This window comes from Alcaligenes sp. WGS1538 (genome assembly GCF_043187505.1).
Lineage (GTDB): Bacteria > Pseudomonadota > Gammaproteobacteria > Burkholderiales > Burkholderiaceae_B > Alcaligenes.
Window position 1 is genome coordinate 1,096,863 of sequence record NZ_CP171109.1, and the last position, 25,549, is coordinate 1,122,411.

Sequence of the window (25,549 nt, forward strand, 5' to 3'; positions counted from 1 at the left end):
TACTTCGAGGCCATCATGTCTGATACCGCACCCAAGCAGCGCCCGCAGTATCGCAATATCAGCGTGCCGCAGATATTGAGCTACCGCTTGCCACTGGCGGCAAAATCATCGATTTTGCATCGCGTCAGCGGCGCATTGCTGTTCCTTTGCCTGCCGCTCGTGCTGTTGCCGCTGTTCTCCCTCAGTGTCAGCTCTCCCGAATCGTTCGAGACCCTGCGCAGCTATGTCGACAATCCCGTCTGTAAGCTGATCCTGCTGGTCCTGATCTGGGGCTACCTGCACCACTTCTGTGCCGGCATCCGCTACCTGATCCTCGATCTGCACATCGGCAACGACAAGGAATCGGCCAAGAAATCGGCCGGCATGGTTTTCGGGGTCAGCCTGGCGCTCACCCTGGTGTTTGGTCTGAAACTGTTTGGGGTCTGGTAATGGCTACTCGTGAACGCATCGGCGCACACCGTCTGGTGGTCGGCGCCCACTATGGCACGCTGGATTTCCTGGCGCAGCGGGTCACGGCCGTCATCATGGCCGTCTACACCCTGATCATCGTCTGCGGCATCCTGTTCAGCAGCGAACTCAACTTCGACACCTGGCGCGGCCTGTTCACCTTCCGCGTCGGCTTCCTGCCGCTCGGCCAGCTGCTGGCCACGCTGTTCTTCCTGTCCCTGTCCTGGCATGCCTGGATCGGCGTGCGCGACATCTGGATGGACTACGTCAAGCCCGCCGGTCTGCGCCTGCTGATGCAGGTCCTGACCCTGCTGTGGCTGGTGGCCTCCGTCGTATTCTTTGCAAAAATCATCTGGAGTCTCTAAACCGTGGCTTCCATCAAAACTTCTCTGCCCCGCCGCCAGTTTGACGTGGTGGTGGTCGGCGCCGGCGGCGCCGGCATGCGCTGTTCCCTGCAACTGGCCCAGGCCGGCCTGTCCGTCGCCGTCCTGTCCAAGGTGTTCCCAACCCGCTCCCATACCGTGGCCGCCCAGGGCGGCGTCAGCGCCTCGCTGGGCAACATGAGCGAAGACCACTGGTACTGGCACATGTACGACACCGTCAAGGGGTCCGACTGGCTGGGCGACCAGGACGCCATCGAATTCATGTGCCGCGAAGCGCCGCACGCCGTGTACGAGCTCGAGCACTTCGGCATGCCCTTCGACCGCAACCCCGACGGCACCATCTACCAGCGCCCCTTCGGCGGCCATACCGCCAACTTCGGCGAAAAACCCGTCCAGCGCGCCTGTGCCGCGGCCGACCGTACCGGTCACGCCATGCTGCACACGCTCTACCAGCGCAACGTGGCCGCCCGCACCCAGTTCTTCGTGGAATGGATGGCTCTGGACCTGCTGCGCAACGAAGCCGGCGACGTGCTGGGCGTGACCGCCCTGGAAATGGAAACCGGTGAAATCTACATCCTGGAAGGCAAGCGCGTGGTGCTGGCCACCGGCGGCGCCGGCCGCATCTGGGCCGCTTCCACCAATGCCTTCATCAACACGGGCGACGGCCTGGGCATGGCCGCCCGCGCCGGCCTGCCTCTGCAGGACATGGAGTTCTGGCAGTTCCACCCCACCGGCGTGGCCGGCGCCGGCGTGCTGATCACCGAAGGCGTGCGCGGCGAAGGCGGCATCCTGCTGAACAAGGACGGCGAACGCTTCATGGAGCGCTATGCGCCCACCCTGAAGGACCTGGCCCCGCGTGACTTCGTGTCCCGCTCCATGGACCAGGAGATCAAGGAAGGCCGCGGCTGCGGCGACGGCAGCTATGTGGTCCTGAAGCTGGATCACCTGGGCGCCGACGTCATCAAGAAGCGCCTGCCTTCGATTCGCGAGATCGCCATCAAGTTCGCCAACGTGGATCCCATCAAGGATCCGATTCCGGTCGTGCCCACCATCCACTACCAGATGGGCGGCATTCCCACGAACTACTACGGCCAGGTCGTCACCCGCACCGCCTCCGGCGAGAGCAAGATCGTTAACGGCTTGTACGCCATCGGCGAATGCGCCGCCACCTCGGTGCACGGCGCCAACCGCCTGGGCACGAACTCGCTGCTGGACCTGATCGTCTTCGGTCGCGCCGCGGGCAACCACATCGTGGCCTCGCACCCCGAAAAAGATCACTCCCACCAGGAAATCAACCAGTCGTCCATCGACTTCTCCCTGGATCGCGTCAACCGCCTGGAATCGCGCACTTCCGGCGAGAAGGCCCAGGACGTGGGCAACAAGATCCGCACCGCCATGCAGGCGCACTGCGGCGTGTTCCGCACGCTGGATCTGCTGCACAAGGGCGTGGACAAGATCGAATCCCTGGTTCCCGAAGTCAAGGACATCTACTTCAAGGACAAGTCCAAGGTCTTCAATACGGCCCGTATCGAAGCGCTGGAAGTCGCCAACATGATCGAAGTGGCCCGCGCCACCACGAAGTCGGCGGCCAACCGCACCGAAAGCCGCGGCGCCCATGCCCTGAGCGACCATCCCGAGCGTGACGACGAGAACTGGCTGCGTCACACCCTGTGGTTCTCCGAAGGCAGCCGTCTGGAATACAAGCCCGTCCAGATGAAGCCCCTGACGGCCGAAACCATTCCGCCCAAGGCCCGGACTTTCTAAGCAGGATATTGAAATGAGCCAAACTCGCAAGGTCAAATTCGAAATCTACCGCTACGATCCCGACAAGGACGAGCGTCCCTACATGCAGAAGCTGGAAGTCGAGCTGCAGCCTACCGACAAGATGCTGCTCGACGCCATCCTGCGCATCAAGAACGAAGTGGACGACAGCGTTGCGCTGCGCCGCTCCTGCCGCGAAGGCGTGTGCGGGTCCGATGCCATGAACATCAATGGCAAGAACGGCCTGGCCTGCACCACGAACCTGCGCGACCTGAAGGAGCCCATCGTGCTGCGCCCGCTGCCCGGCCTGCCCGTGATCCGCGACCTGATCGTGGACATGACGCACTTCTTCGACCAGTACCATTCGGTCAAGCCCTATCTGATCAACGACGCGCCGCCTCCTGAAAAAGAGCGCCTGCAGACGCCCGAGGCGCGCGAAGAGCTGGACGGCCTGTACGAGTGCATCCTGTGCGCCTGCTGCTCGACCTCCTGCCCTTCGTTCTGGTGGAACCCCGACAAGTTCGTCGGCCCCGCCGGCCTGTTGCAGGCCTACCGCTTCATCGCCGATTCCCGCGACGAAGCCACCGGCGAGCGTCTGGACAATCTGGAAGATCCGTACCGGCTGTTCCGTTGCCACACGATCATGAACTGTACGGACGTCTGTCCCAAGGGTCTGAATCCGTCGCACGCCATCGGCAAGATCAAAGAAATGCTGGTGCGTCGCAGCATCTAAAAGGTGGGTATGGACCAATGAGAACATTGACGGAACTGGAACGCGCGCGTCTGCGCTGGCGGGCGCGCCGCGGGCTGCTCGAAAACGACCTGATGATCACCCGTTTTCTGGATCAGTACGAAAGCGAGCTCACGGACGTGGATGTGTCGGCCCTGACCCGTCTGTTCGAAATGGACGATACAGTTTTGCTGGATGTCCTTCTGGCTCGTTCCGAGCCGGAAGGGCGGTACGACACGCCCGACATCCGGCGGCTAGTGGAAATTATGCGAAAGCTTTAACCATTGAGGAAAAAAGTGATGGAATTGTCAGACAAGAAAGCCACGCTATCTTTCTCCGACGGCAGCCCTGCAGTCGAATTCCCTGTCTACCAGGGAACCGTGGGCCCGGACGTGATCGATATCCGCAAGCTCTATGGTCAGACGGGTATGTTCACCTATGACCCGGGCTTCATGGCGACCGCTTCCTGCGAGTCGGGCATCACCTACATCGACGGCGACAAGGGCCAGCTGATGTACCGCGGCTACCCGATCGACCAGCTGGCGCAGAAATGCGACTTCATGGACGTGTGCTACCTGATCCTGAACGGCGACCTGCCCAATGCGGATCAGAAGCAGGAGTTCGACTCTCTGGTCACGAACCACACCATGGTCCAGGAACAGATGCAGTATTTCCTGCGCGGCTTCCGTCCGGACGCACACCCCATGGCCATACTGACCGGTCTGGTGGGCGCGCTGTCGGCTTTCTACCATGACTCCACGGACATCACCAATCCTCACCACCGCCACGTCTCGGCCATCCGCCTGATCGCCAAGATGCCCACGCTGGTGGCCATGACCTACAAGTACTCGCTGGGCCAGCCGTTCATCTATCCGAAGAACGACCTGTCCTACACGGGCAACTTCCTGCGCATGATGTTCGCCAATCCTTGCGAGGACTATCACGTCAACGAAGTGGTGGAACGCGCTCTGGACCGCATCTTCATCCTGCACGCCGATCATGAACAGAACGCCTCCACCTCCACGGTGCGTCTGTGCGGTTCCTCCGGCACCAACCCCTTCGCCGCGATCGCAGCCGGCGTGGCCTGCCTGTGGGGTCCTGCCCACGGCGGCGCCAACGAAGCCTGCCTGAACATGCTGGAAGAGCTGCAGGCCAACGGCGGCGTGGCCAAGGTCGGCGAGTTCATGGAGAAGGTCAAGGACAAGAATTCGGGCGTGCGCCTGATGGGCTTTGGCCACCGCGTCTACAAGAACTACGACCCGCGCGCCAAGCTGATGCAGGAAACCTGCAAGGAAGTGCTGACCGCCCTGGGCCTGGAGAACGATCCCCTGTTCAAGCTGGCCATGGAGCTGGAGCGCATCGCGCTGGAAGATCCCTACTTCGTCGAGCGCAAGCTGTACCCGAACGTGGACTTCTACTCGGGCATCGTGCAGCGCGCCATCGGCATCCCCACCTCGCTGTTCACCGCGATCTTCGCGCTGGCCCGCACGGTAGGCTGGATCGCCCAGTGGAACGAAATGCTGTCCGATCCGAACTACAAGATCGGCCGCCCTCGCCAGCTCTACGTGGGCGAGACGCTGCGCGACGTCAAGCGTTGAGAACCGCTTGTGGTCAGGTGTTTGGAAGCTTCCAGGCACACTGACCGCAGGTAGTGGCAGCCGGGCTGCCAGTTCGGACGCCAAGTGCACCTTGAAGGTGCACTTTTTTTTTGGTTCTTCGAGGAATTCCGGGTACTGAATTGCCAAGTCGATGCCGAACCGGTTTTTTGAAGACGCCGTTCAAGGCGCAGGAAGAGCGGTCGGGGCTGATGGCTTGCCGGCGCGGCGCGCCGGTGCCCTGGTCGGGGCGCCTGGCCGGGCGCGTCGTTAACTCCGGCGGGTTGCTCGCCCCCCAGGCGAGCAACAAGCGCCGCCGTCGAACAGAACGACGCTTGCCCCCCGTCCCCGCGCCCCGCCTGCGGCAAGCCATCCGACCCGCCCAGTCCGCTCTTCCTGCGCCTTGAACGGCTCAAAATGCCGATGGCATCGACTCGGCCCCAGGCATCCATACCAAGCAGAAAATTCAGCGGATGGCTGGTACGTTGTACGGTTTTTTGCGCGAACACTCCGCCGTTTGGGCCAAAACGACGGGACCGTTCTCGCGAGGCCGGCCGCGGCGGGCCGGCGGGCGAGTCAGGGCCTTCGCCGCAGGCGGGATGCGGGGGCGGGAGGCAAGGGGCGTGCTGCTCGAGCAGGACGCTTGTGATTCGTCCAGTGGACGAATCACTCTGTGAGTTCACGCCCCGCCCGCCCCCGTATCCTGACCAGGGAACCCGCGCGCAGCGCGGGCGAAGGACCCAGCCAAGCCGGCCCGCCGCGGCCTGCTTCGCGAGAACCCGAGCTTCTTTCCGCTTGGCCCAAACGGCTCGTCAAACACGGAGGAACCCCCGGAATACTTCGAAGAACTTTTTCGCCTGGCCGGGACGGGGGCTTCGTACCGGAGACCGACCAATCGTCCGCTTCAACCCAGCAGACCCTGCGCATGACGTATCGCGTCTCGGCACAGCGCTTCGTCGGCCTCCAGGCTGCGGCCGCTCACGCCCAGCGCGGCGATGCACTGCCCCTGCCAGAGCAGGGGCGCGCCGCCGGGCAGGCTGCAATGGGCCGGATCCTGGAAGTCCTCCAGGCGCAGCGCTTCGCGCTGCAGGCGCTCGGCCAGGGCCCGGGTTTCGGCGCCGAAGCGGGCGGCGGTGTAGGCCTTGGCCTGGGCGATGGCGATGCAGCGCGCCGGCGCCTGGTCCATGCGCAGGAAATGCAGCAGTTCGCCTTGTCCGTCGCACAAGGACAGGCAGACCGGCGGGCCGCCGTCGGCCAGCGCCCGGAGCAGCGCCCATTGCAGCAGATCCATGGCCGTTGCAAGCCCCAGGCGGGGCTGCGTCAGTATCCGGTTCAGCGCGTCAGCCACAGCGAGACCTCCGGCACATAGGTCACGAGCATCAGCACCAGCAGCATGATGCCCAGGAAGGGCAGGGCGGAGCGGGCGATCTTCTCGATGCCGATCTTGCTGATGCCGCTGGCCACGAACAGGTTCACGCCCACGGGCGGGGTGACGAAGCCTATCGCCAGGTTCATCACCATGATGATGCCGAAATGCACCGGATCCACGCCCATCTTCAGGGCCAGGGGCAGCAGCACGGGCGTGATGATGACGATGGCCGCCAGCGCCTCCATGAACACGCCGATCACCAGCAGCAGGATATTGATGAACAGCAGGATCAGGATGCGGTTGTCGGTCAGGCTCAGGATCTGCCCGGCGATGAATTCCGGGATCTGCTCTATGGTCATGATGTTGCCGAACAGGGTGGCCATGGCCATCAGCAGGATGATGATGGAGGAGGTGACGGCCGATTCTATGGTGGCGTTCCACAGTCGGATCCAGGTGATCTCCTTGTAGACGAACATGCCCACCAGCAGGCCGTACAGCGCCGCCACCGCGGCCGATTCCGTGGGCGTCATGATGCCCCCGTAGATGCCGCCCAGGATGATGACGGGCACCAGCAGCGCCCACTTGGCGTCCCAGACGGCCTTGAGCAGGGCGGCGGGGGAGCGGTCGCCGGGTTCTCCGCGCCAGCCTTGCCGGCGCGAGATCAGGTAGGCCACCAGCATCAGCGCCAGGCCCATGACAATGCCGGGAATGATGCCGGCCACGAACAGCTTGCCGATGGAGACCTGGCCGGATACGCCGTAGACCACGAAGGGGTTGCTGGGCGGGATGATGACGCCGATGGCGCCGGCGCAGGCCACCACGGCGGCGGCGAAGGCCTTGTCGTAGCCGCGGGCGATCATGGCCGGAATGGTGATGGTGCCGATGGCGGCCACGGTGGCCGGCCCCGAGCCGCTGATGGCCGAAAAGAACATGCAGGTCATGATGGCGGCCAGGGCAAGGCCGCCGGGCAGGGAGCCGACCAGTTTGTCGGCCACGGCGAGCAGGCGGTTGGAAAGCCCGCCTGCGCCCATGAACACTCCCGCCGCGATGAAGAAGGGGATGGCCATGATGGGGAAGGAGTCGATGGACACGAAGGCGATCTGCGCCAGGTAGTCCATGGGCAGGGTGCCGGCCCCCACTACGGTTGCCAAGGTGGCCAGGCCCAGGGAAAAGGCGATGGGCACGCCCAGGGCCACCAGCACGGCGAAGTAGCCGAACAGCAGCAGGCTGGCGTTCAGCTCGTCGTTCAGCAGCACGGGCAGGGCCAGCAGTGCGGGCAGCAGCAGTCCGGCCAGCCAGTCCGTGGCGTTCAGCTCGGCGCGCATGCGCAGGATGTCCTGCATGCAGCGTACCGCCATCAGGCCGAAGCCTATGGGCAGGATCAGGTAAGGAATCGCGTAGCTGATCTGCAGAGCCGGCGTGGTCTGGGGAAACTGCATCTGCATCTGGATGTGTTCGGCGCCCATGTAGCACAGCAGGGCCGTCAGCAGCAGGCACAGCACGTCGATGGAAAGCCAGAGGCGGCGCTGCCAGGCCGGGCTCAAGGCATTGTGCAGCACGTCCACGCGTATGCTCGTGCGGGTCAGGATGGTCAGGGAGACGGCCAGGTAGGAAATCCAGATGAAGATATAGCGCGACAGCTCTTCCGTCCAGCTGGCCCAGCCTATCATGGAGCGCAGCAAGGCCAGCAGCCGGTCCGGATCCATGATGGCGTCGAGCCAGGAGCGCTGGACGGGATCCGTTGCCACATGGCTCAAGCTGGCCATCAGGTAGCGGAACAAGGTCTGGTAGTTGATGATCAGTATCATCAGCAGCAGGCCGATGAACAGGAACGGCTTTTCCAGCGCATTCAGTCGGGAAGAGGCAGGTTTCATGGCGTTTTATCCACCAGGCGGAGGCGGCAGGCGGGGGCGCGGCGCGAAGCCGGCCTTGTTACTTTTGGGTATCGGTGACCAGTTGCACCAGTTCGGCGGGCAGTTTCTGAGCGTACTGCTCGTACACGGGACGGGTCAGCGCGCGCAACTGCTCCAGGTCGGCGGGCGTGGCGTCATGGATGGCGACGCCGGCCTGCAGGAACTCCTCGCGGGCTTTTTTCTCGTTCTCGGGGTAGTAGCGCTCGCGCTGGGCCCGCACAGCCTCCTGGGCGGATTCGCGGATGATCTGCTGGGCCTCGGGCGGCAGCTTGTCCCACCAGGCCTTGTTGGCCATGGCGACCTGCATGCCGTAGTTGTGGGCCGAGGTGATGGCGTACTTCAGGGCCTCATGATGCTTGGCGCCGGCCAGGTGGGGGAAGGTATTGCCTTCGGCATCTATGGTGCCCTGCTGCAGGGCCGTGTAGACCTCGCCCCAGGCGATGGGCGCGGGATTGGTGCCCAGCGCCTTGGCCACGTCCACCTCCACCGGCGAGTCCGTGGTGCGCATCTTCAGGCCGCGCAGGCCTTCGGCCTTGCCCAGGGGCTTGGCGGCTGACACGAAGTGGCGGTAGCCGTATTCGGCGTACATGATGGGTTGCAGGCCGATGCCGTTGGCGACTTTTTCGAAGTAGGCGTTCAGCGGGCCGCCCGGATCCATGGACTGGTAGAACTGAGCCTGCTTGGCGGGGGTAGTGATGTAGGGCAGGTCGAACACCTGGTACATGGTCGAGAAATTGGCCAGGTTGGGAGTGGAGCTGACGCCGATTTCCAGGGAGCCTTTCTGGGCTCCTTCGATCAGGACACGGTCGCTGCCCAGCACGGCGCCTGGAAAGACCTGGACCTTGATCTTGTTGCCGGATTTCTCTTTGACCAGGTCGGCGAACGTCTGGTAGGCCTGGGTGATGTGATTGCCCGGAGGGGCGGTGTGGGCCAGGCGGAACTTGAGCGCGGGGCCGGTGTATTCGGCGTGGCTGGGAAACGCCGCCAGGCAGGCGGCCAGCGGCAGGGCGTACGCGAACGCTTTCATGTCAACCTCCAATATCGTTATGGATGCCTTGGCATCTATTTTTCACATTTGAAGTCTGTGAATACCGTTTTACGACATTTTTGGTTCCGTTAAACGGAACTTGATCGGATATTGGCGGTGGGTAATAAGGCTGTCAATCAGATTTTTTTGAAACTAGAACTTTTCGTGCCGAAACTAGTGTAAACCTCTAGCTGGTCGGGACCTGGCTGCGCGCCATTGGGCCAGTGCGGCTCACAGCCAGGCTTTCAAGGCCGGCAGGCACAGGCTCACACCTATCAATACCAGGATGAGCAGGGTCAGGCGCTGGAGCGTGGCCGGACGCACCGGCGGCGGGTGGCGCTGCGCCACCCAGGTGGCCGCCATGACCAGCGGCACGGCAATGGCGGCCGTCCACAAGGCCTGTGTCTGCAGCGTGCCCTTGAGCAGTTCATGAAGGCAGCGCACGGCCGAGGTTGCCGAGAAGATCAGCAGCAGCATGTGGCGCACGGTCGGGAATTCCAGAGGCTGCCGGTAGAGCTGGAAGATGATGGGCGGGCCGGGAATGCCGAACAGGCCGCCGCACAGGCCGGTCAGCACGCCGCTCGCGAAAAAGGAAGCGGCGCCCGACATGTGTGCGCGCACGGGCGACTTCAGGCAATAGGATACGCCGCTGTAGATGATGACCAGGCCCAGCAGGAACTCCAGCAGCAGGCTGGCCTGGCTGCTCAGGTAGTCCAGCAGCATCAGGCCGGCCACGGTGGAGGGCACCACGCCGGCCAGCACGGCGCGGGCGGCGGGCCAATGGATCAGGTGGCGCTTGCCGCGCAGGGCGACGGTGCCGTTGACCACGGTCAGCAGGCTGATGACGGTCGCCAGGAAGGCGACCGGGGCGAGCTTGAGCAGGCTGCTCAACCCGATGACGATCATGGCCAGGCCAAAGCCGGTGACGGTCTGGAAATAGGTGCCCAGCCCTATGATCAGGGCGATCAGCAGCGTGGTCGGCATGGACTCGGTCGCGCTCGCAAATTACTTTAGGTGATTAATGTTTAACCTATTGTAAAGAATCGCCGGGTCCCTGGCTTGGTCCAGCTTGCGGGAGGTGCTGGGCTCAGGGCAGCGCCGCCAGACAGTCTCGTCCGACCTGGGACAGGCTGCGCGTGCCGGTCAGGGTCATGGCCACGCGCAGCTCTTTTTCCATCAGCTCCAGCAGCAGGGACACGCCCGCGCCGCCCGCCGCCGCCAGGGCATAGACGAAGGGGCGGCCGATCAGCACGCCCCTGGCGCCCAGGGCCAGCATGCGCAGCACGTCCAGCCCGTTGCGTACGCCCGAATCGGCCAGGATGCTCAGGTCGTCCTGGACGGCGTCGGCGATGGCCGGCAGCGCGCGCGCCGAGGACAGCACGCCGTCCAGTTGCCGGCCGCCATGGTTGGACACCACGATGCCGTCGGCCCCGAATCGCACGGCTTCGCGCGCGTCTTCGGGATCCAGTATGCCTTTGATGACCATGGCGCCGGGCCAGAAGTCCCGTATCCACTGCAGGTCCTTCCAGGATATGGAGGGATCGAAGTTGGCGCCCAGCCAGCCTATGTAGTCCTCCAGCTGCACGGCCCGCCCCAGATAGCGGGATACATTGCCCAGGTCATGCGGCCTGCCGCGCAGCCCCACGTCCAGTGACCAGTGCGGACGCCGCAGGGCCTGGCCGTAGCGCCGCAGCGCGGCGCGCGGGCCGCTCATGCCCGAATGGGCGTCGCGATAGCGCGCGCCCGGCACGGGCATGTCCACCGTGAACACCAGGGTAGAGCAGCCGGCCGCCAAGGCCCTTTCCAGCACGCTTTTCATGAAGCCGCGGTCGCGCAGCACGTACAACTGGAACCACATGGGCCGTCCTATGGCCGGCGCCACTTCCTCGATCGGGCATACCGATACCGTCGACAAGGTGAACGGGACGCCGTGGCGATCGGCGGCCCGGGCCGCCTGGACTTCGCCGCGGCGGGCGTACATGCCGGTCAGGCCCACCGGGGCCAGCGCCACCGGCATGGACAATTTCTCTCCGAACAGCTCCACGCCCAGATCCAGGCTGGACATGTCGCTGAGCACGCGCTGGCGCAGCGCGATTCCCGCCAGGTCCTGCACGTTGCGGCCCAAGGTCTCTTCGGCGTAGGCGCCGCCGTCGATGTAGTGGAACAGGAAAGGGGGCAGGCGACGCTGCGCCTGGGCGCGGAAATCGGTCGGAGAGGAAATGATCATAATTGCGATAGATGGCTGTTGAATCGGGATACGCGCTGTTCCCGGGCATTGTTTTCTTCCGAGAGCCGCACCTTGGCCTGAACGTGGTCCAGGTGGCGGGTGATCCGTTCGCGCGCCAGATCCGCCTCGCCCTTGAGGATGGCGTCCATGACGGCCTCGTGCTGCTGCGTGAGCAGTTCCACTTCGCGCGCATTGTCGAACTCGAACATGGCGCGGCGATTCTCCTTGACGGTGGAGAAGACCAGCTGGAACAGCCCGTTCATGATCTGCAGCAGCACCACATTGTGCGAGGCCTGGGCGATCGCCAGGTGGAACTGGGCGTCGGCGCGGGCGGACAGTTCGGCGTCCTGGTTCTGCTGGTGGCGCACCATGATGTCGAAGCAGTGGCGGATGCGGTTCTTGTCGGCTTCGGTGGCGCGCCGGGCGGCATGCCAGGCGGTGCTGGCTTCCAGCGCGTGGCGCGCTTCCAGCACGTCGTAGCGGTACAGGGGATCCTGGCTGATCAGCTCGCCCAGCGGGGCGATGCTTTGCGCCGGCCAGTTCATCAGGTCGGTCTCCTGGACGTAGGTGCCTCCGCCGCGGCGCGTCACCAGCAGTCCCTGCGAATTCAGGGCGCGCAGGGCCTCGCGGATGGGCACGCGCGATACCGCCAGCCGCTCGGCCAACTGGCGCTCGGATGGGATCCGGTCGCCGGGCTGCAATTGCTGTTCGTCGATCAGTTGCCGGATCTTCTCGGCGACCTGATCTGAGAGGCGGGTACTCGAAAGCGTAGTCATAGTGATTTTCCAGGCAAAGTGGTATTACCACTTGCGGTATTGAAGATAATTATAAGTCTAAAAATAGGGTTTTCAGTAAGGGTTATTTCCAATAAGGCTGAAGTGGTAATACCGCTAATATTCTCCGACCAAAGGAAAGAAGGGGAGGCGGCGCCCTCCAGGCGCCCGGCCGCGAGCCGGGGCCGCACAAGGAAGAAGCGTCCGTCGCCCAAGAAACGTGCTATCCACACGAAGGAGAAAAGGGATGAGTCTTGTGTATACCCTGCTGGCCCTGGCGCCATTGGCAGTCGTGTTCCTGTTGATGGTGGTGATGGGGCGCTCGGCCACCCTGTCGATGGGATCGGCCTATGTCGTGACGGCGGCCCTGGCCCTGCTGGTATGGGGCAGCCAGGCCACGGTCGTGGCGGCGGCCACCATCAACGGCGTGGTGACGGCCCTGACGCTGCTGTTCATTGTATTTGGGGCTGTGCTGCTTTTGAATACGCTCAAGGTGGGCGGCGCCCTGGCCGCCATACGCCAGGGCTTCATGGACGTATCGCCCGACCGGCGCGTGCAGGTCATCATCGTGGCCTGGCTGTTCGGTTCGCTGATCGAGGGTTCGTCGGGCTTCGGCACGCCATCGGCCGTGGGCGCGCCCCTGCTGCTGGCTCTGGGCTTCCCGGCCATGGCCGCCGTCATGGCGGTGCTGGTCATCCAGTCCACTCCCGTGTCCTTCGGCGCCGTGGGCACGCCCATGCTGGTGGGCGTGCGTTCGGGCGTGGACAACAAGGCCGACGTGGCGGCGGCGATCGCCCCCATGCAGCCCATGGAGTATCTGCAGCAGATCGTGGAGAACGTGGCCCTGCTGCACGCCTTGACCGGTTTCGTCATTCCCTTGCTGCTGTGCGGACTGCTGACGCGCTTCTTCGGCGAGCGGCGCTCCTTTGCCGAGGGGCTGGGAGCCTGGAAGTTCGCCCTGTTCGCGGGCGTGGCCTTCACGGTGCCGTACTACCTGATCGCCGTGGTGCTGGGCCCCGAGTTCCCGTCCATGCTGGGCGCCATGGTGGGACTGGTGATCGTGGTGACGGCGGCTCGCAAGGGCTGGTTCCAGCCAAGCCAGACATTTGATTTTCCGGATCGTCGCCAATGGCCTTCGCATTGGCTGGGTACAGTCAATATGGACGATGCTTCCCAGCAAGGACCGCGTTTTTCCGTGCTGCGCGCGTTCTCGCCCTATGTGCTGGTCGTGCTGCTGCTCATCCTGACGCGCACCGTGCCGTCGGTCAAAGCCTGGCTGACGGGGCCAGAGGCCACCCTGAAGGTGGATGGCATCCTGGGCACGGGCATATCGGCCTCCGCCCAGCTGCTGTATTCGCCCGGCGCCATCCTGATCCTGGTTTCGCTGGCCTGCATCGCCATCTTCAGCATGAGCGGCAGGCAGTACATGGCGGGGGTCAAGGACTCGCTGCGCACCATGGGCAGCGCCGCTCCCGCTCTCCTGCTGGCCGTGCCCATGGTGCAGGTCTTCATCAATTCGGCCGCCGCCGACGGGTCGATCGCCAGCATGCCTCTGGTGCTGGCGCAGGGCGCCGCGGCGGCGGCCGGGCAGGCCTGGCCCACCATCTCGCCCTGGGTGGGCAGCCTGGGGGCCTTCATTGCGGGCTCCAACACGGTCAGCAACATGATGTTCGCCTACTTCCAGTTTTCCACGGCGCAGCAGATCGGCCTGAACCTGGATCAGTCGGCCGTCGTGGTGGCCTTGCAGGCCGTGGGCGGCGCGGCCGGCAACATGATCTGCGTGCACAACGTGGTGGCCGCGGGCGCGGTCGTGGGCATGCTGGGGCGCGAAGGCGAGATCGTGCGCAAGACGCTCATCCCCATGGTCTACTACGTCATCCAGGCGGGCCTGATCGGCCAGGCGCTGATCACCGGTTCCATGCTGTGGTGGGTGGCGGCGGCCGTCTGGCTGGCCGTGACGCTGGGCGGATTGAGCCTGTCGCGGGGCCGCCAGGGCGCGGCGGCGCTGGCAGCCTGAGCATCGCAGTAAAAAAACAGCGGCCCCGAAGGGCCGCTGTTTTTTTGTCAGACGAAAAGCGTGGGGCTTAGCCTTGGGCTTCGATCTGCGCGTCCACCACGGCCAGGGCCGTCATGTTCACGATGCGGCGCACGGTGGCGCTGGTGGTCAGGATGTGCACGGGGCGTGCGGCGCCCAGCAGGATGGGACCCATGGCCACACCGTTGCTGCCCGTCATCTTGAGCATGTTGTAGGTGATGTTGCCGGCGTCCAGGTTGGGCGTGATCAGCAGGTTGGCCGCGCCGCGCAGCGTGCTGTCGGGGAAGGCCTTCAGGCGGATCTTCTCGGACAGGGCAGAGTCGGCGTGCATTTCACCGTCCACTTCCAGGTCGGGCGCGCGCTCGGCCAGGATCTGGCGGGCCTTGGCCATCTTGCGGGACGACTCGGTCTGGCGGCTGCCGAAGTTCGAGTGCGACAGCAGGGCGACGCGGGGCACCACGCCAAAGCGCTTGACTTCCTCGGCGGCCTGGATGGTCATGTCGGCGATCTGCTCGGCCGTGGGGTTCTCGTTGACGTGCGTATCGCAGACGAACAGCGTCTGGGTGGGCAGCATCAGGACGTTCATGGCGGCGAAGGTCTGGGCGTCCTGCTTCAGGCCGATGACCTGCTCGACGTAGTTCAGCTGGCTGTCGTAGTTGCTGGCCACGCCGCACAGCATGCCGTCCGCGTCGCCGCGCTGCAGCAGCATCACGCCGATCAGCGAGTTGTGCTTGCGGATCATGGCCTTGGCGATGTCGGGGGTGACGCCTTCGCGGGCCTTGAGCTTGTAGTAGGCGGTCCAGGTTTCCGTGAAGCGGGCATCGTCCTCGGGATCGACGATCTCGATGTTCTTGCCGGCTTCCAGGCGCAGGCCGGCCTTCTTGACGCGCATCTCGATGACGCTGGGGCGGCCGACCAGGATGGGCTGGGCCAGCTTTTCGTCGATGACGGTCTGCACGGCGCGCAGGACGCGTTCGTCTTCGCCGTCGGCGTAGATGATGCGCTTGGGCGCGGACTTGGCCTGCATGTACAGGGGGCGCATCAGCGGGCCGGTGTGGTAGATCATGGAGATCAGCTTCTGGCGGTAGGCTTCCATGTCCTCGATGGGACGGGCGGCCACGCCGGAATCCATGGCGGCCTGGGCCACGGCGGGAGCGATCTGGACGATCAGGCGGGAATCGAAGGGCTTGGGAATGATGTAGTCGGGACCGAAGCTCAGGTCCTGGCCGGCGTAGGCGGTGGCGACTTCATCGTTCTGCTCGGCCTGGGCCAGTTCGGCGATGGCCTTCACGCAGGCCAGCTTCATTTCCTCGTTGATCACGCTGGCGCCCACGTCCAGCGCGCCGCGGAAGATGAAGGGGAAGCACAGGACGTTGTTGACCTGGTTGGGGTAGTCCGAGCGGCCGGTGGCGATGATGCAGTCAGGGCGGGCGGCCTTGGCCACTTCAGGGCGGATTTCGGGTTCGGGGTTGGCCAGGGCCAGGATCAGGGGCTTGTCGGCCATGGTCTTGACCATGTCGGCGGTCAGCACGCCGGGGGCCGAGCAGCCGAGGAACACGTCGGCGTCCACGCAGGCGTCGGCCAGGGTGCGGGCGCTGGTGTCCTGGGCGTAGCGGGCCTTGTTGGCCTCCATGTTCTCTTCGCGGCCTTTCCAGATGATGCCGCGCGAGTCGGTCACGTAGATGTTTTCGCGCTTCACGCCCACGGCGACCAGCAGGTCCAGGCAGGCGATGGCGGCGGCGCCGGCGCCCGAGCAGACCAGCTTGACGTCGCCGATGTCCTTGCCGACCACTTTCAGGCCGTTGATGACGGCGGCCGAGGAGATGATGGCGGTGCCGTGCTGGTCATCGTGGAAGACGGGGATGCTCATGCGCTCGCGCAGCTTCTTTTCGATGTAGAAGCATTCGGGCGCCTTGATGTCTTCCAGGTTCACGCCGCCGAGCGTGGGCTCCAGCGCGGCGATGATGTCCACCAGCTTGTCGGGATCGTTTTCGTTCAGTTCGATGTCGAACACATCGATGCCGGCGAATTTCTTGAACAGGCAGCCCTTGCCTTCCATGACGGGCTTGGCGGCCAGCGGGCCGATGTTGCCCAGGCCCAGCACGGCCGTGCCGTTGGTGACCACGGCCACCAGGTTGGAGCGCGAGGTGTACTTGGCGGCGGCTTCCTCGCCTTCGGCATGGATGGCCATGCAGGCCGATGCCACGCCAGGCGAGTAGGCCAGGGACAGGTCGTCCTGGTTGGCCAGGGTCTTGGTCGGGACCACCGAGATTTTGCCGGGGGTGGGATACGCGTGATAGTCCAGCGCAAGTTTGGCCAGATCGGCGTTGGCATCCATTATGGTAAAGCTCCTGAGTGTATTTTTTTGGCGTAAAAATAACAGTAATTTATAAGAAATCTAAGCGCTGGATAGATGCTGATTTGTTATAGCCAGCATATGCCATGTCTGCGACCGGGTGCGGCGCATGACCTCGTGGGCCGATGGGTCGGGAGGCGGCGCCTGAAGAGAAGCTGGCGGCGGCTTGGATTCCGAGACTATTTAGCATATCGGAATTTTCCGCCCGTGTGGGGCGGCGAGGAGCGGCAAGTGCGGATTTTTGGCTCTTGGGACGAGCCTCGCGGGCAAGCCCCGTCCGAACGGGGGTGTTTGTTAATGCCAACGGTCTTGGAGGCGGGCGAAGCATTTTGGATCTCAACAATTGCGCCTTCTGTCCGCGGCGTTATACTAGAAAACATACGGCTTGTATAAGGCGTCACACGTTGCCTTCTGCTCCGCTATCCGCTAACCGGCGTGGCCGTGTCGCGGAAGGTTTTCCTGCATCTCAACACGAGTGAAGCACTCGGATAGGTGAAGCGTAATAATGTCATCGCAAAAAGAACTGCAAAGTAACTCCTATTTGTTCGGGAGCAATGCTCCCTATGTCGAAGAACTCTACGAGTCCTACCTCGACAATCCAGGTTCCGTCGCCGACCAATGGCGCGACTACTTCGATCAGCTGCAGCACCTGCCCGCCACCGACGGCCGCGACACCACTCGTGACCAGGCCCATGCCCCCATCGTCGAATCCTTCGCCCAGCGCGCCAAGGCCAATGCCTTCCTGACCCGCTCCCAGGCCCCGGATCTGGCCGTGGCCATGAAGCAGGTCTCCATCCAGTCCATGATCGCCGCCTACCGTTCGCTGGGCGCGCGCATCGCCGACCTGGATCCGCTCAAACGCTCCGAGCGCCCCAACTTCCCCGAGCTGGATCCGGCCTTCTACGGCCTGACCGAAGCCGACCTGGACCAGGTCTATTCCGCCACCAACACGTATTTCACCAAAGCCGACACCATGACGCTGCGCGACATGCTCAAGGCCCTGCGTGACACGTACAGCCGTTCGGTGGGCGCGGAGTTCATGCACATCTCCGATCCGGTGGCCAAGCGCTGGATCCAGCAACGCCTGGAATCCGTGCACGGCACGGGCACCTTCACGGTGGATCAGAAGCGCCACATCCTGCAGCAGCTGACCGAGGCCGAAGGCCTGGAACGCTTCCTGCACACCAAGTACGTGGGCCAGAAGCGTTTCTCGCTGGAAGGCGGCGAAAGCTTCATCGCCTGCATGGACGAGGTCGTCAACCACGCCGGCGAGAACGGCGTGCAGGAAATCATCGTGGGCATGGCCCACCGCGGCCGCCTGAACATGCTGGTCAACATCATGGGCAAGATGCCCGGCGACCTGTTCGCGGAATTCGAAGGCCGCCACGCCGAAGGCCTGACCGACGGCGACGTGAAATACCACAACGGCTTCTCCAGCGACCTGTCCACCCGCGGCGGCCCGGTCCACCTGTCCCTGGCGTTCAACCCCTCGCACCTGGAGATCGTCAACCCCGTGGTTGAGGGTTCGGTGCGCGCCCGCCAGGATCGCCGCAACGACGAGGAAGGCAGCCAGGTCCTGCCCGTGCTGGTGCACGGCGACGCGGCCTTCGCCGGCCAGGGCGTGGTCATGGAAACCCTGAACCTGGCCCAGACCCGCGGTTACGGCACCGGTGGCACGCTGCATATCGTCATCAACAACCAGATCGGCTTCACCACCTCCGATCCGCGCGACACGCGTTCCACGCTGTACTGCACGGACGTGGTCAAGATGATCGAAGCCCCCGTGTTCCACGTGAACGGCGACGATCCCGAGGCCGTGGTCTTCGTGACCCAGCTGGCCCTGGACTACCGCCGCGAATTCAAGCATGACGTGGTCATCGACATCGTCTGCTTCCGCAAGCTGGGCCACAACGAGCAGGACACCCCTTCGCTGACCCAGCCCCTGATGTACAAGAAGATCGGCATGCACAACGGCACGCGCAAGCTGTATGCCGACAAGCTGGTCGCCCAGGGCGTGCTGTCCGAGAACGAGCCGGAAGATCTGGTCAAGTCCTATCGCCAGCTGATGGAAGACGGCAAGCGCACGGTCGAACCCGTGCTGACCGACTACAAGAACAAGTACGCCACCGACTGGTCCGCGTTCCTGAACGCCAAGTGGACGGACCACGCCGACACGGCCCTGCCCATCTCCGAGCTGACCCGCATCGGCGAGAAGCTCACCACCATTCCCGAAGGCTTCACGGTGCACCCGTTGGTGAACCGCCTGCTGAACGACCGTCGCGCCATGGCGCACGGCGAAGCCAACGTGGACTGGGGCATGGGCGAACATCTGGCCTTCGCCACGCTGGTGAACAACGGCTACGCCGTGCGCATCACCGGCCAGGACTCGGGCCGCGGCACCTTCACCCACCGCCACGCCGTGCTGCATGACCAGAAGCGCGAGCGCTGGAACGACGGCACCTACATTCCCCTGCAGAATGTCTCCGAAGGCCAGGCCAGCTTCACCGTGATCGACTCCGTGCTGTCCGAGGAAGCCGTGCTGGCTTTCGAATACGGCTACGCGTCCGCCGAACCCAACATCCTGACCATCTGGGAAGCCCAGTTCGGCGACTTCGCCAACGGCGCGCAGGTCGTGATCGACCAGTTCATCACCTCCGGCGAAGCCAAGTGGGGCCGTCAGTGCGGCCTGACCCTGATGCTGCCTCACGGCTACGAAGGCCAGGGTCCCGAGCACTCCTCCGCCCGCATCGAGCGCTTCCTGCAGCTGTGCGCGGACAACAACATCCAGGTGGTGCAACCCACCAACGGCGCGCAGATCTTCCACGTGCTGCGCCGCCAGATGATCCGCCCCTTCCGCAAGCCTTTGGTCATCATGACGCCGAAGTCCTTGCTGCGTAACAAAGACGCCACTTCGCCACTGAAGGACCTGGCCGAAGGGCATTTCATGCCTGTCATCGGCGAACGCGACGAATCCATCGTCGCCTCCGCCGTCAAGCGCGTCCTGGTCTGCTCGGGCAAGGTCTACTACGACCTGCTGCACGCCCGCAAGGAACAGGAACGCAACGACGTCGCCATCATCCGTGTGGAACAGCTGTATCCCTTCGCCCACAAGTCCTTCCAGGCCGAGCTGCACAAATACGCCAACGCCAAGGAAGTCATCTGGGTTCAGGACGAGCCGCAAAACCAAGGTGCGTGGTTCTATGTTCAGCATCACATCTACGAGAACATGACCGAAGGTCAGAAGCTGGGTTACGCCGGTCGTCCCGCTTCCGCATCGCCTGCCGTCGGTTACCTGGCCAAGCACCAGGAACAGCAGAAGGCCCTGATCGAACAGGCCTACGCTCCTCGTGGCAAAGGCTTCATGCTGACCAAGTAAGCACCTAAAATTTTTAAATACGGAAAATACAATCATGGCAATTACCGACGTTCTGGTCCCTCAACTCTCCGAATCCATTTCCGAGGCCACGCTGCTCGAGTGGAAGAAGCAGCCCGGCGAAATGGTCCAGGCCGATGAAATCCTGATCGAAGTCGAAACCGACAAGGTGGTCCTGGAAGTGCCCGCCCCGGCCTCGGGCGTGCTCAGCGAGATCGTCAAGGCCAACGGCAGCACCGTGACCTCCGGCGAAGTCCTGGCCCGCATCGATTCCGAAGGCAAGGCCAGCGCCGCCGCGCCCGCCGCCGCCCCTGAAAAGGCGGCTGCGCCCGAAGCCGCGCCTGCCGCCGCTCCCGCCGCTTCGGTGTCGTCCGTGGCCTCGCCCGCCGCCGCCAAGATCCTGGCGGAAAAGGGCGTGGACGCCAGCTCCGTGGAAGGTTCCGGCCGCGGCGGCCGCATCACCAAGGGCGACGCCCTGCAGGCCGGCGCGCCTGCCGCCGCCAAGCCCGCCGCCGCTCCCGTGGCGCCTCCCACGCTGTCGCTGGACGGCCGTCCCGAGCAGCGCGTGCCCATGAGCCGCCTGCGCGCCCGCGTGGCCGAGCGCCTGCTGCAGTCGCAGTCCGAAAACGCCATCCTGACCACGTTCAATGAAGTGAACATGCAGGCTGTCATGGACCTGCGCAAGAAGTACAAGGACCAGTTCGAGAAAGAGCACGGCGTCAAGCTGGGCTTCATGTCCTTCTTCGTGAAGGCCGCCGTGGCCGCCCTGAAGAAGTACCCCGTGCTGAACGCCTCGGTCGATGGCAAGGACATCATCTACCACGGCTACTTCGACATCGGCGTGGCCGTCGGCAGCCCGCGCGGCCTGGTGGTGCCCATCCTGCGCAACGCCGACCAGCTCTCCATCGCCGAGATCGAACAGCAGATCGCCGACTTCGGCGTGCGCGCCCGCGACGGCAAGCTGACCCTGGAAGAAATGACGGGCGGCACCTTCTCGATCTCCAACGGCGGCGTGTTCGGCTCCATGCTGTCCACCCCCATCATCAACCCGCCGCAGTCGGCCATCCTGGGCATCCACGCCACCAAGGATCGTCCCGTCGTGGAGAACGGCCAGATCGTGATCCGTCCGATGAACTACCTGGCCATGTCCTACGACCACCGCATCATCGACGGCCGCGAAGCCGTCCTGGGCCTGGTGGCCATGAAGGAAGCGCTGGAAGATCCTCAGCGTCTGCTGTTGAACGTCTAAGCACGCTGTAACCTGCGCTTCGTATTTTTATCGCCGGGCCTTCCCCAAGATGAAAAGCCCCCCTCAGGGGGGCGGCCAGCAGGCTTTGGCCTGTGTTGCGTAGGGTGTTTTTACGGCCAAGTGCTTGATTCCGAGCCTTGGCCGATCCTGTTTCATGAAGGGCCCCCGGGGCGCCGGCGCGACCGGCCCGATTGCTTCCCGCCCAGTCGAAGGGCGGTCCCGGAAACCCTTCCACTTCTATGGAATTCTCATGGCAAAACAGTTTGATGTCGTTGTTATCGGCGCCGGTCCCGGCGGTTACATTGCAGCCATCCGCGCCGCCCAGCTGGGCATGAGCGTGGCCTGCGTGGACGCCTGGTCCACCACGGACGGCAAGCCGGCCCCCGGCGGCACCTGCACCAACGTCGGCTGCATTCCTTCCAAGGCGCTGCTGCAATCGTCCGAGCATTTCGAACATGCCAACCTGCACCTGGCTGACCACGGCGTCGAGGTCAAGGGCGTTTCCCTGAACCTGGACAAGCTGCTGGGCCGCAAGGACACCGTGGTCAAGCAGAACAACGAAGGCATCCTCTATCTGTTCAAGAAGAACAAGGTCAATTTCTTCCACGGCACCGCCTCGTTCGGCGCCAAGGTCGACGGCGGCTGGTCGGTCAACGTGGCCGGCGCCAATGCCGAAGAGCTGGTCGCCAAGAACGTCATCATCGCCACCGGCAGCTCGGCCCGCGCCCTGCCTGGCGCCGAGTTCGACGAAGAGCAGATCCTGTCCAACGACGGCGCGCTGCGCCTGCCCAAGGTGCCCAAGAAGCTGGCCATCATCGGCGCCGGCGTGATCGGCCTGGAGCTGGGCAGCGTCTGGCGCCGCCTGGGTTCGGACGTCACCATCCTGGAAGGCGCGCCCGAATTCCTGTCCGCCGTGGACCGCGACGTGGCCAAGGAAGCCCTGAAGGCCCTCACCAAGCAGGGCCTGAAGATCAATGTGGGCGTGAAGGTCGGCGAGATCAAGAAGACCGCCAAGCAGGTCAGCATCAGCTACGTGGACGCCGCCGGCGCCGAGCAGAAGCTGGACGCCGACAAGCTGATCGTATCCATCGGCCGCGTGCCCAACACGGCCGGCCTGGGCGCCGAGACCATTGGCCTGAAGCTCGATGAACGCGGCTTCGTGGTCGTGGACGACGACTGCGCCACCAGCCTGCCCGGCATCTGGGCGGTCGGCGACGTGGTGCGCGGCCCCATGCTGGCCCACAAGGCCGAAGAAGAAGGCGTGGCCGTGGCCGAACGCCTGGCCGGCCAGCAGCCGCACGTCAACTTCGACACCGTGCCCTGGGTCATCTACACCTCGCCTGAAATCGCCTGGGTGGGCAAGACCGAGCAGCAGCTCAAGACCGACGGCCGCGCCTACCGCGCCGGCAGCTTCCCCTTCATGGCCAACGGCCGCGCCCGCGCGCTGGGCGACACCACCGGCTTTGTGAAGGTGCTGGCCGATGCCAAGACCGACGAGGTCCTGGGCGTGCATATCGTCGGACCAGTGGCCTCCGAGCTGGTGGCCGAAGCCGTCGCCATCATGGAGTTCCGCGGCGCCGCCGAAGACATCGCCCGCATCTGCCATGCGCACCCCACCTTGTCCGAAGCCGTCAAGGAAGCGGCCCTGGCCGTGGACAAGCGCGCGCTGAACTTCTGATAGACTTTCAGTGTGTTTCAGGAAAGGGCGGGCACGTGCTCGCCCTTTTTTGTCCGAGGGCCGTCTTCGGCCTGCCCCCGGGTAGCAACCGCAGGCAGGCTTTTTTCAGTTTCCGGTGTCATGAACGTTCGAGAGTATTACCATCAGGCCCTGGCCGAGAAAGGCTACCGCGCCGACAGCGCCCAGCAGGCCGCCATCGAGCGCCTGCAGCGCTTCTATGACGATTGGGTGGCGTATCGCCGGGCCCGTTCGAGCACCTTGCGCCGCCTGCTGTCGCGGCCCGCCGTGCCGCGCGGCGTCTACCTGTGGGGCGGGGTGGGGCGCGGCAAGAGCTTCCTGATGGACGCCTTCTATCTGACGGTGCCGCTCAAGCGCAAGACGCGCATCCACTTCCACGAGTTCATGCGCGGCGTGCACAAGGAACTGGACCAGGTCAAGGGCATGAGCGATCCGCTGGACGAAGTCGCCAAGCGCATCGCCAAGCGCTACCGGTTGATCTGCTTCGACGAGTTCCACGTCTCGGACGTGGCCGACGCCATGATTCTGTACAAGCTGCTGCTGGGCCTGTTCGAGCGCGGCACGTCCTTCGTCATGACCTCCAACTACGAGCCTTCCACGCTGTACCCGGACGGCCTGCACCGCGACCGCATCCTGCCGGCCATCGCCCTGCTGCAGAAGAACCTGGACATCATGAACGTGGACACCGGCGTGGACTATCGCCGCCGCGCCCTGGAACAGGTGCATACCTACCTGACCCCGCTGAGCGAGGACACGACGGCCCAGTTGCAGGCGATTTTCGCCTCGCTGTCGGACACGGCGCCGCTGGAGCCGGTGCTGACGGTGGAGAACCGCGAGCTGCGCGCCGTGGCCCTGTCCGGCTCCGTGGTCTGGTTCGACTTCACCACCTTGTGCGAAAGCGCCCGCTCGCAGAACGACTATCTGGAACTGGCCACGCGCTTCCAGACCGTCATCCTGTCGGATGTGCCGCGCATGACGGCGCGCGACGCCTCGGCGGCACGACGCTTCACCTGGCTGGTTGACGTTTTTTACGATCACAAGGTCAAATTCATCATGTCCGCCGCGGTTCCCGCCGAGGAGCTGTACGTGGACGGCCCCATGGCCAACGAGTTCCACCGCACGGTCTCGCGCCTGCTGGAGATGCAGTCGCGCGAATACCTGGAGTCCGAACGGCGCCAGGCGGTGACGCTCTGATTCCCACCACGTTGTTTAACGAGTGCAATTCTCATGACGATTCGAGTACTGACCGGAGTGACCACGACCGGTATCCCTCACCTGGGCAATTACGCCGGCGCCATCCGCCCGGCCATCCGGGCCAGCCAGCAGGCCGACGTCGACGCTTTCTTCTTCATGGCGGATTATCATGCGCTGATCAAGTGCGATGATCCCGAGCGCGTCGCCGTCTCGCGCCGGGCCATCGCCGCCACCTGGATTGCCTGCGGCCTGGACGTGGAGAAGGTCACGTTCTACCGGCAGTCCGACATCCCTGAAATCCCCGAGCTGACCTGGATGCTCAATTGCGTCACCGGCAAGGGCCTGATGAACCGCGCCCATGCCTACAAGGCTTCCGTGGACAAGAACGAGCTGGCCGGCGCCGAGCCGGACGACGGCGTGACCATGGGCCTGTTCAGCTATCCCGTGCTGATGGCCGCGGACATCCTGATGTTCAACGCCCACAAGGTGCCCGTGGGCCGCGATCAGGTCCAGCATCTGGAGATGGCGCGCGACATCGCCAAGAGCTTCAACCACCTGTACGGGCGCGGCAAGGATTTCTTCGTGCTGCCCGAAGTGCAGGTCGAGGAGGACGTGGCCCTGCTGCCCGGCCTGGACGGGCGCAAGATGTCCAAGAGCTATGACAACACCATTCCCCTGTTCGAAGGCGGCCGGAAAGCCCTGAAGTCGGCCATCGCGCGCATCGTCACCGACTCCAAGGGGCCCGGCGAGGCCAAGAATCCCGACGATTCGCACCTGATGGCCTTGTACCAGGCTTTTTCCACCCGCGAACAGAGCCAGGCCTTCCGCCAGCAGCTGCTGGACGGGCTGGCCTGGGGCGAGGCCAAGCAGGCCTTGTACGACTTGCTGGAAACCATGATCGCGCCCATGCGCGAGCGCTACGAAGCGTTGATGGCCCGTCCGCAGGACATCGAGGAACTGCTGCAGGTCGGCGCCCGCAAGGCCCGCTCCTACGCCACTCCCTTCATTCACGAACTGAAGGCCGCCGTGGGTCTGCGCGATCCCTTGAGCACGGCCGGCGCCAAGCCCGAGGCCAAGGTCCGCAAGGCCCGCTTCGTCAACTTTCGCGATGAGGACGGCTCTTTCCGCTTCCGCCTGATGGATGCCGATGGGCAGGAGCTGTTCCTGTCGCGCTCCTATGCCGATCCCAAGCAGGCCGGCGCCGTGATCAAGGCCCTGCAGGGCGAGGCGGCGGCGGATCTGCTGCGCGTGCAGGACGGCCGCCTGACGGTGCAATGGCAGGATCAGGTCGTGGCTGAACTGGACGCCGGCGCTCGGGAGGCGATCGAGCAGGCCCTGGCCACGTTCCGCGACGAGTAAGCCCCGGCGCAAGGCCTCAAAAGAAAAACGCCTGCATTGCTGCAGGCGTTTTTTCATGGCCG

19 protein-coding genes are annotated in these 25,549 nt (G+C 64.2%); 12 read left to right on the plus strand and 7 right to left on the minus strand.

Annotation, left to right across the window (positions count from 1 at the left end; genetic code table 11):
• Positions 1-15 precede the first annotated feature (15 nt).
• The 6 genes from sdhC to gltA all read left to right on the plus strand — a co-directional run bounded on the left by sdhC (position 16) and on the right by gltA (position 4,919).
• Positions 16-429 carry a succinate dehydrogenase, cytochrome b556 subunit gene (sdhC, locus tag ACF3ND_RS05110; protein WP_394064879.1) on the plus strand — a complete coding sequence of 138 codons (414 nt, stop codon included), beginning with the start codon at positions 16-18 and terminating at the stop codon, positions 427-429.
• Positions 429-812, plus strand: coding sequence for a succinate dehydrogenase, hydrophobic membrane anchor protein (sdhD, locus tag ACF3ND_RS05115; RefSeq protein WP_394064881.1), 384 nt, complete (start codon positions 429-431; stop codon positions 810-812). Before sdhC ends, sdhD begins: the two co-directional genes overlap by 1 nt.
• A 75-nt stretch (positions 813-887) precedes the next feature.
• Positions 888-2,594: a succinate dehydrogenase flavoprotein subunit gene (gene sdhA / locus ACF3ND_RS05120; RefSeq protein WP_394065783.1), complete on the plus strand. Its 1,707-nt coding sequence runs from the start codon at positions 888-890 to the stop codon at positions 2,592-2,594.
• Positions 2,595-2,607: 13 nt separating this feature from the next.
• A complete protein-coding gene (locus tag ACF3ND_RS05125) occupies positions 2,608-3,324 on the plus strand; it encodes a succinate dehydrogenase iron-sulfur subunit (RefSeq protein WP_394064883.1) in 717 nt (238 codons plus the stop codon).
• Positions 3,325-3,341: 17 nt separating this feature from the next.
• Positions 3,342-3,602: a succinate dehydrogenase assembly factor 2 gene (locus ACF3ND_RS05130; RefSeq protein WP_394064885.1), complete on the plus strand. Its 261-nt coding sequence runs from the start codon at positions 3,342-3,344 to the stop codon at positions 3,600-3,602.
• A gap of 18 nt (positions 3,603-3,620) precedes the next feature.
• Positions 3,621-4,919: a citrate synthase gene (gene gltA / locus ACF3ND_RS05135; protein ID WP_394064887.1), complete on the plus strand. Its 1,299-nt coding sequence runs from the start codon at positions 3,621-3,623 to the stop codon at positions 4,917-4,919.
• Between the two features lie 901 nt (positions 4,920-5,820).
• Here gltA and ACF3ND_RS05140 read toward each other — a convergent pair.
• From ACF3ND_RS05140 to lldR, 6 genes are all read right to left on the minus strand, one after another.
• Entirely contained in the window at positions 5,821-6,264 is a 444-nt protein-coding gene (locus tag ACF3ND_RS05140; protein WP_394064889.1) for a heme-binding protein, read from the minus strand.
• Positions 6,249-8,159, minus strand: coding sequence for a TRAP transporter large permease subunit (locus ACF3ND_RS05145; protein WP_394064891.1), 1,911 nt, complete (start codon positions 8,157-8,159; stop codon positions 6,249-6,251). The genes ACF3ND_RS05140 and ACF3ND_RS05145 overlap by 16 nt, the downstream gene beginning before the upstream one ends.
• 58 nt (positions 8,160-8,217) lie before the next feature.
• Positions 8,218-9,225 carry a TRAP transporter substrate-binding protein gene (locus tag ACF3ND_RS05150; protein WP_394064893.1) on the minus strand — a complete coding sequence of 336 codons (1,008 nt, stop codon included), beginning with the start codon at positions 9,223-9,225 and terminating at the stop codon, positions 8,218-8,220.
• A 231-nt stretch (positions 9,226-9,456) separates the two neighbouring features.
• A complete protein-coding gene (locus tag ACF3ND_RS05155; RefSeq protein WP_394064895.1) occupies positions 9,457-10,209 on the minus strand; it encodes a TSUP family transporter in 753 nt (250 codons plus the stop codon).
• A 103-nt stretch (positions 10,210-10,312) separates the two neighbouring features.
• The gene (lldD, locus tag ACF3ND_RS05160) at positions 10,313-11,452 is read right to left on the minus strand and encodes an FMN-dependent L-lactate dehydrogenase LldD (RefSeq protein ID WP_394064897.1); all 1,140 of its coding nucleotides are present in this window, start codon (positions 11,450-11,452) and stop codon (positions 10,313-10,315) included.
• The gene (gene lldR, locus ACF3ND_RS05165) at positions 11,449-12,228 is read right to left on the minus strand and encodes a transcriptional regulator LldR (RefSeq protein WP_394064899.1); all 780 of its coding nucleotides are present in this window, start codon (positions 12,226-12,228) and stop codon (positions 11,449-11,451) included. The genes lldD and lldR overlap by 4 nt, the downstream gene beginning before the upstream one ends.
• 244 nt (positions 12,229-12,472) lie before the next feature.
• Between lldR and ACF3ND_RS05170 the strand changes: the two genes are divergently transcribed.
• Positions 12,473-14,242, plus strand: a complete 1,770-nt coding sequence (locus ACF3ND_RS05170; protein WP_394064901.1) for an L-lactate permease — start codon at positions 12,473-12,475, stop codon at positions 14,240-14,242.
• A gap of 67 nt (positions 14,243-14,309) precedes the next feature.
• Here the strand turns inward: ACF3ND_RS05170 and ACF3ND_RS05175 are convergent, their stop codons facing one another.
• The gene (locus ACF3ND_RS05175) at positions 14,310-16,598 is read right to left on the minus strand and encodes an NADP-dependent malic enzyme (protein WP_394064902.1); all 2,289 of its coding nucleotides are present in this window, start codon (positions 16,596-16,598) and stop codon (positions 14,310-14,312) included.
• A gap of 523 nt (positions 16,599-17,121) precedes the next feature.
• Here ACF3ND_RS05175 and ACF3ND_RS05180 point away from each other — a divergent pair.
• From ACF3ND_RS05180 to ACF3ND_RS05200, 5 genes are all read left to right on the plus strand, one after another.
• Positions 17,122-19,992, plus strand: a complete 2,871-nt coding sequence (locus ACF3ND_RS05180; RefSeq protein ID WP_394064904.1) for a 2-oxoglutarate dehydrogenase E1 component — start codon at positions 17,122-17,124, stop codon at positions 19,990-19,992.
• Between the two features lie 34 nt (positions 19,993-20,026).
• Positions 20,027-21,238, plus strand: coding sequence for a 2-oxoglutarate dehydrogenase complex dihydrolipoyllysine-residue succinyltransferase (gene odhB / locus ACF3ND_RS05185; RefSeq protein WP_394064906.1), 1,212 nt, complete (start codon positions 20,027-20,029; stop codon positions 21,236-21,238).
• Positions 21,239-21,488: 250 nt separating this feature from the next.
• Positions 21,489-22,916, plus strand: a complete 1,428-nt coding sequence (gene lpdA, locus ACF3ND_RS05190) for a dihydrolipoyl dehydrogenase (protein WP_394064908.1) — start codon at positions 21,489-21,491, stop codon at positions 22,914-22,916.
• 120 nt (positions 22,917-23,036) lie between these two features.
• Positions 23,037-24,128, plus strand: coding sequence for a cell division protein ZapE (gene zapE / locus ACF3ND_RS05195; protein WP_394064910.1), 1,092 nt, complete (start codon positions 23,037-23,039; stop codon positions 24,126-24,128).
• A 33-nt stretch (positions 24,129-24,161) separates the two neighbouring features.
• A complete protein-coding gene (locus tag ACF3ND_RS05200; RefSeq protein ID WP_394064912.1) occupies positions 24,162-25,487 on the plus strand; it encodes a tryptophan--tRNA ligase in 1,326 nt (441 codons plus the stop codon).
• Positions 25,488-25,549 lie beyond the last annotated feature (62 nt).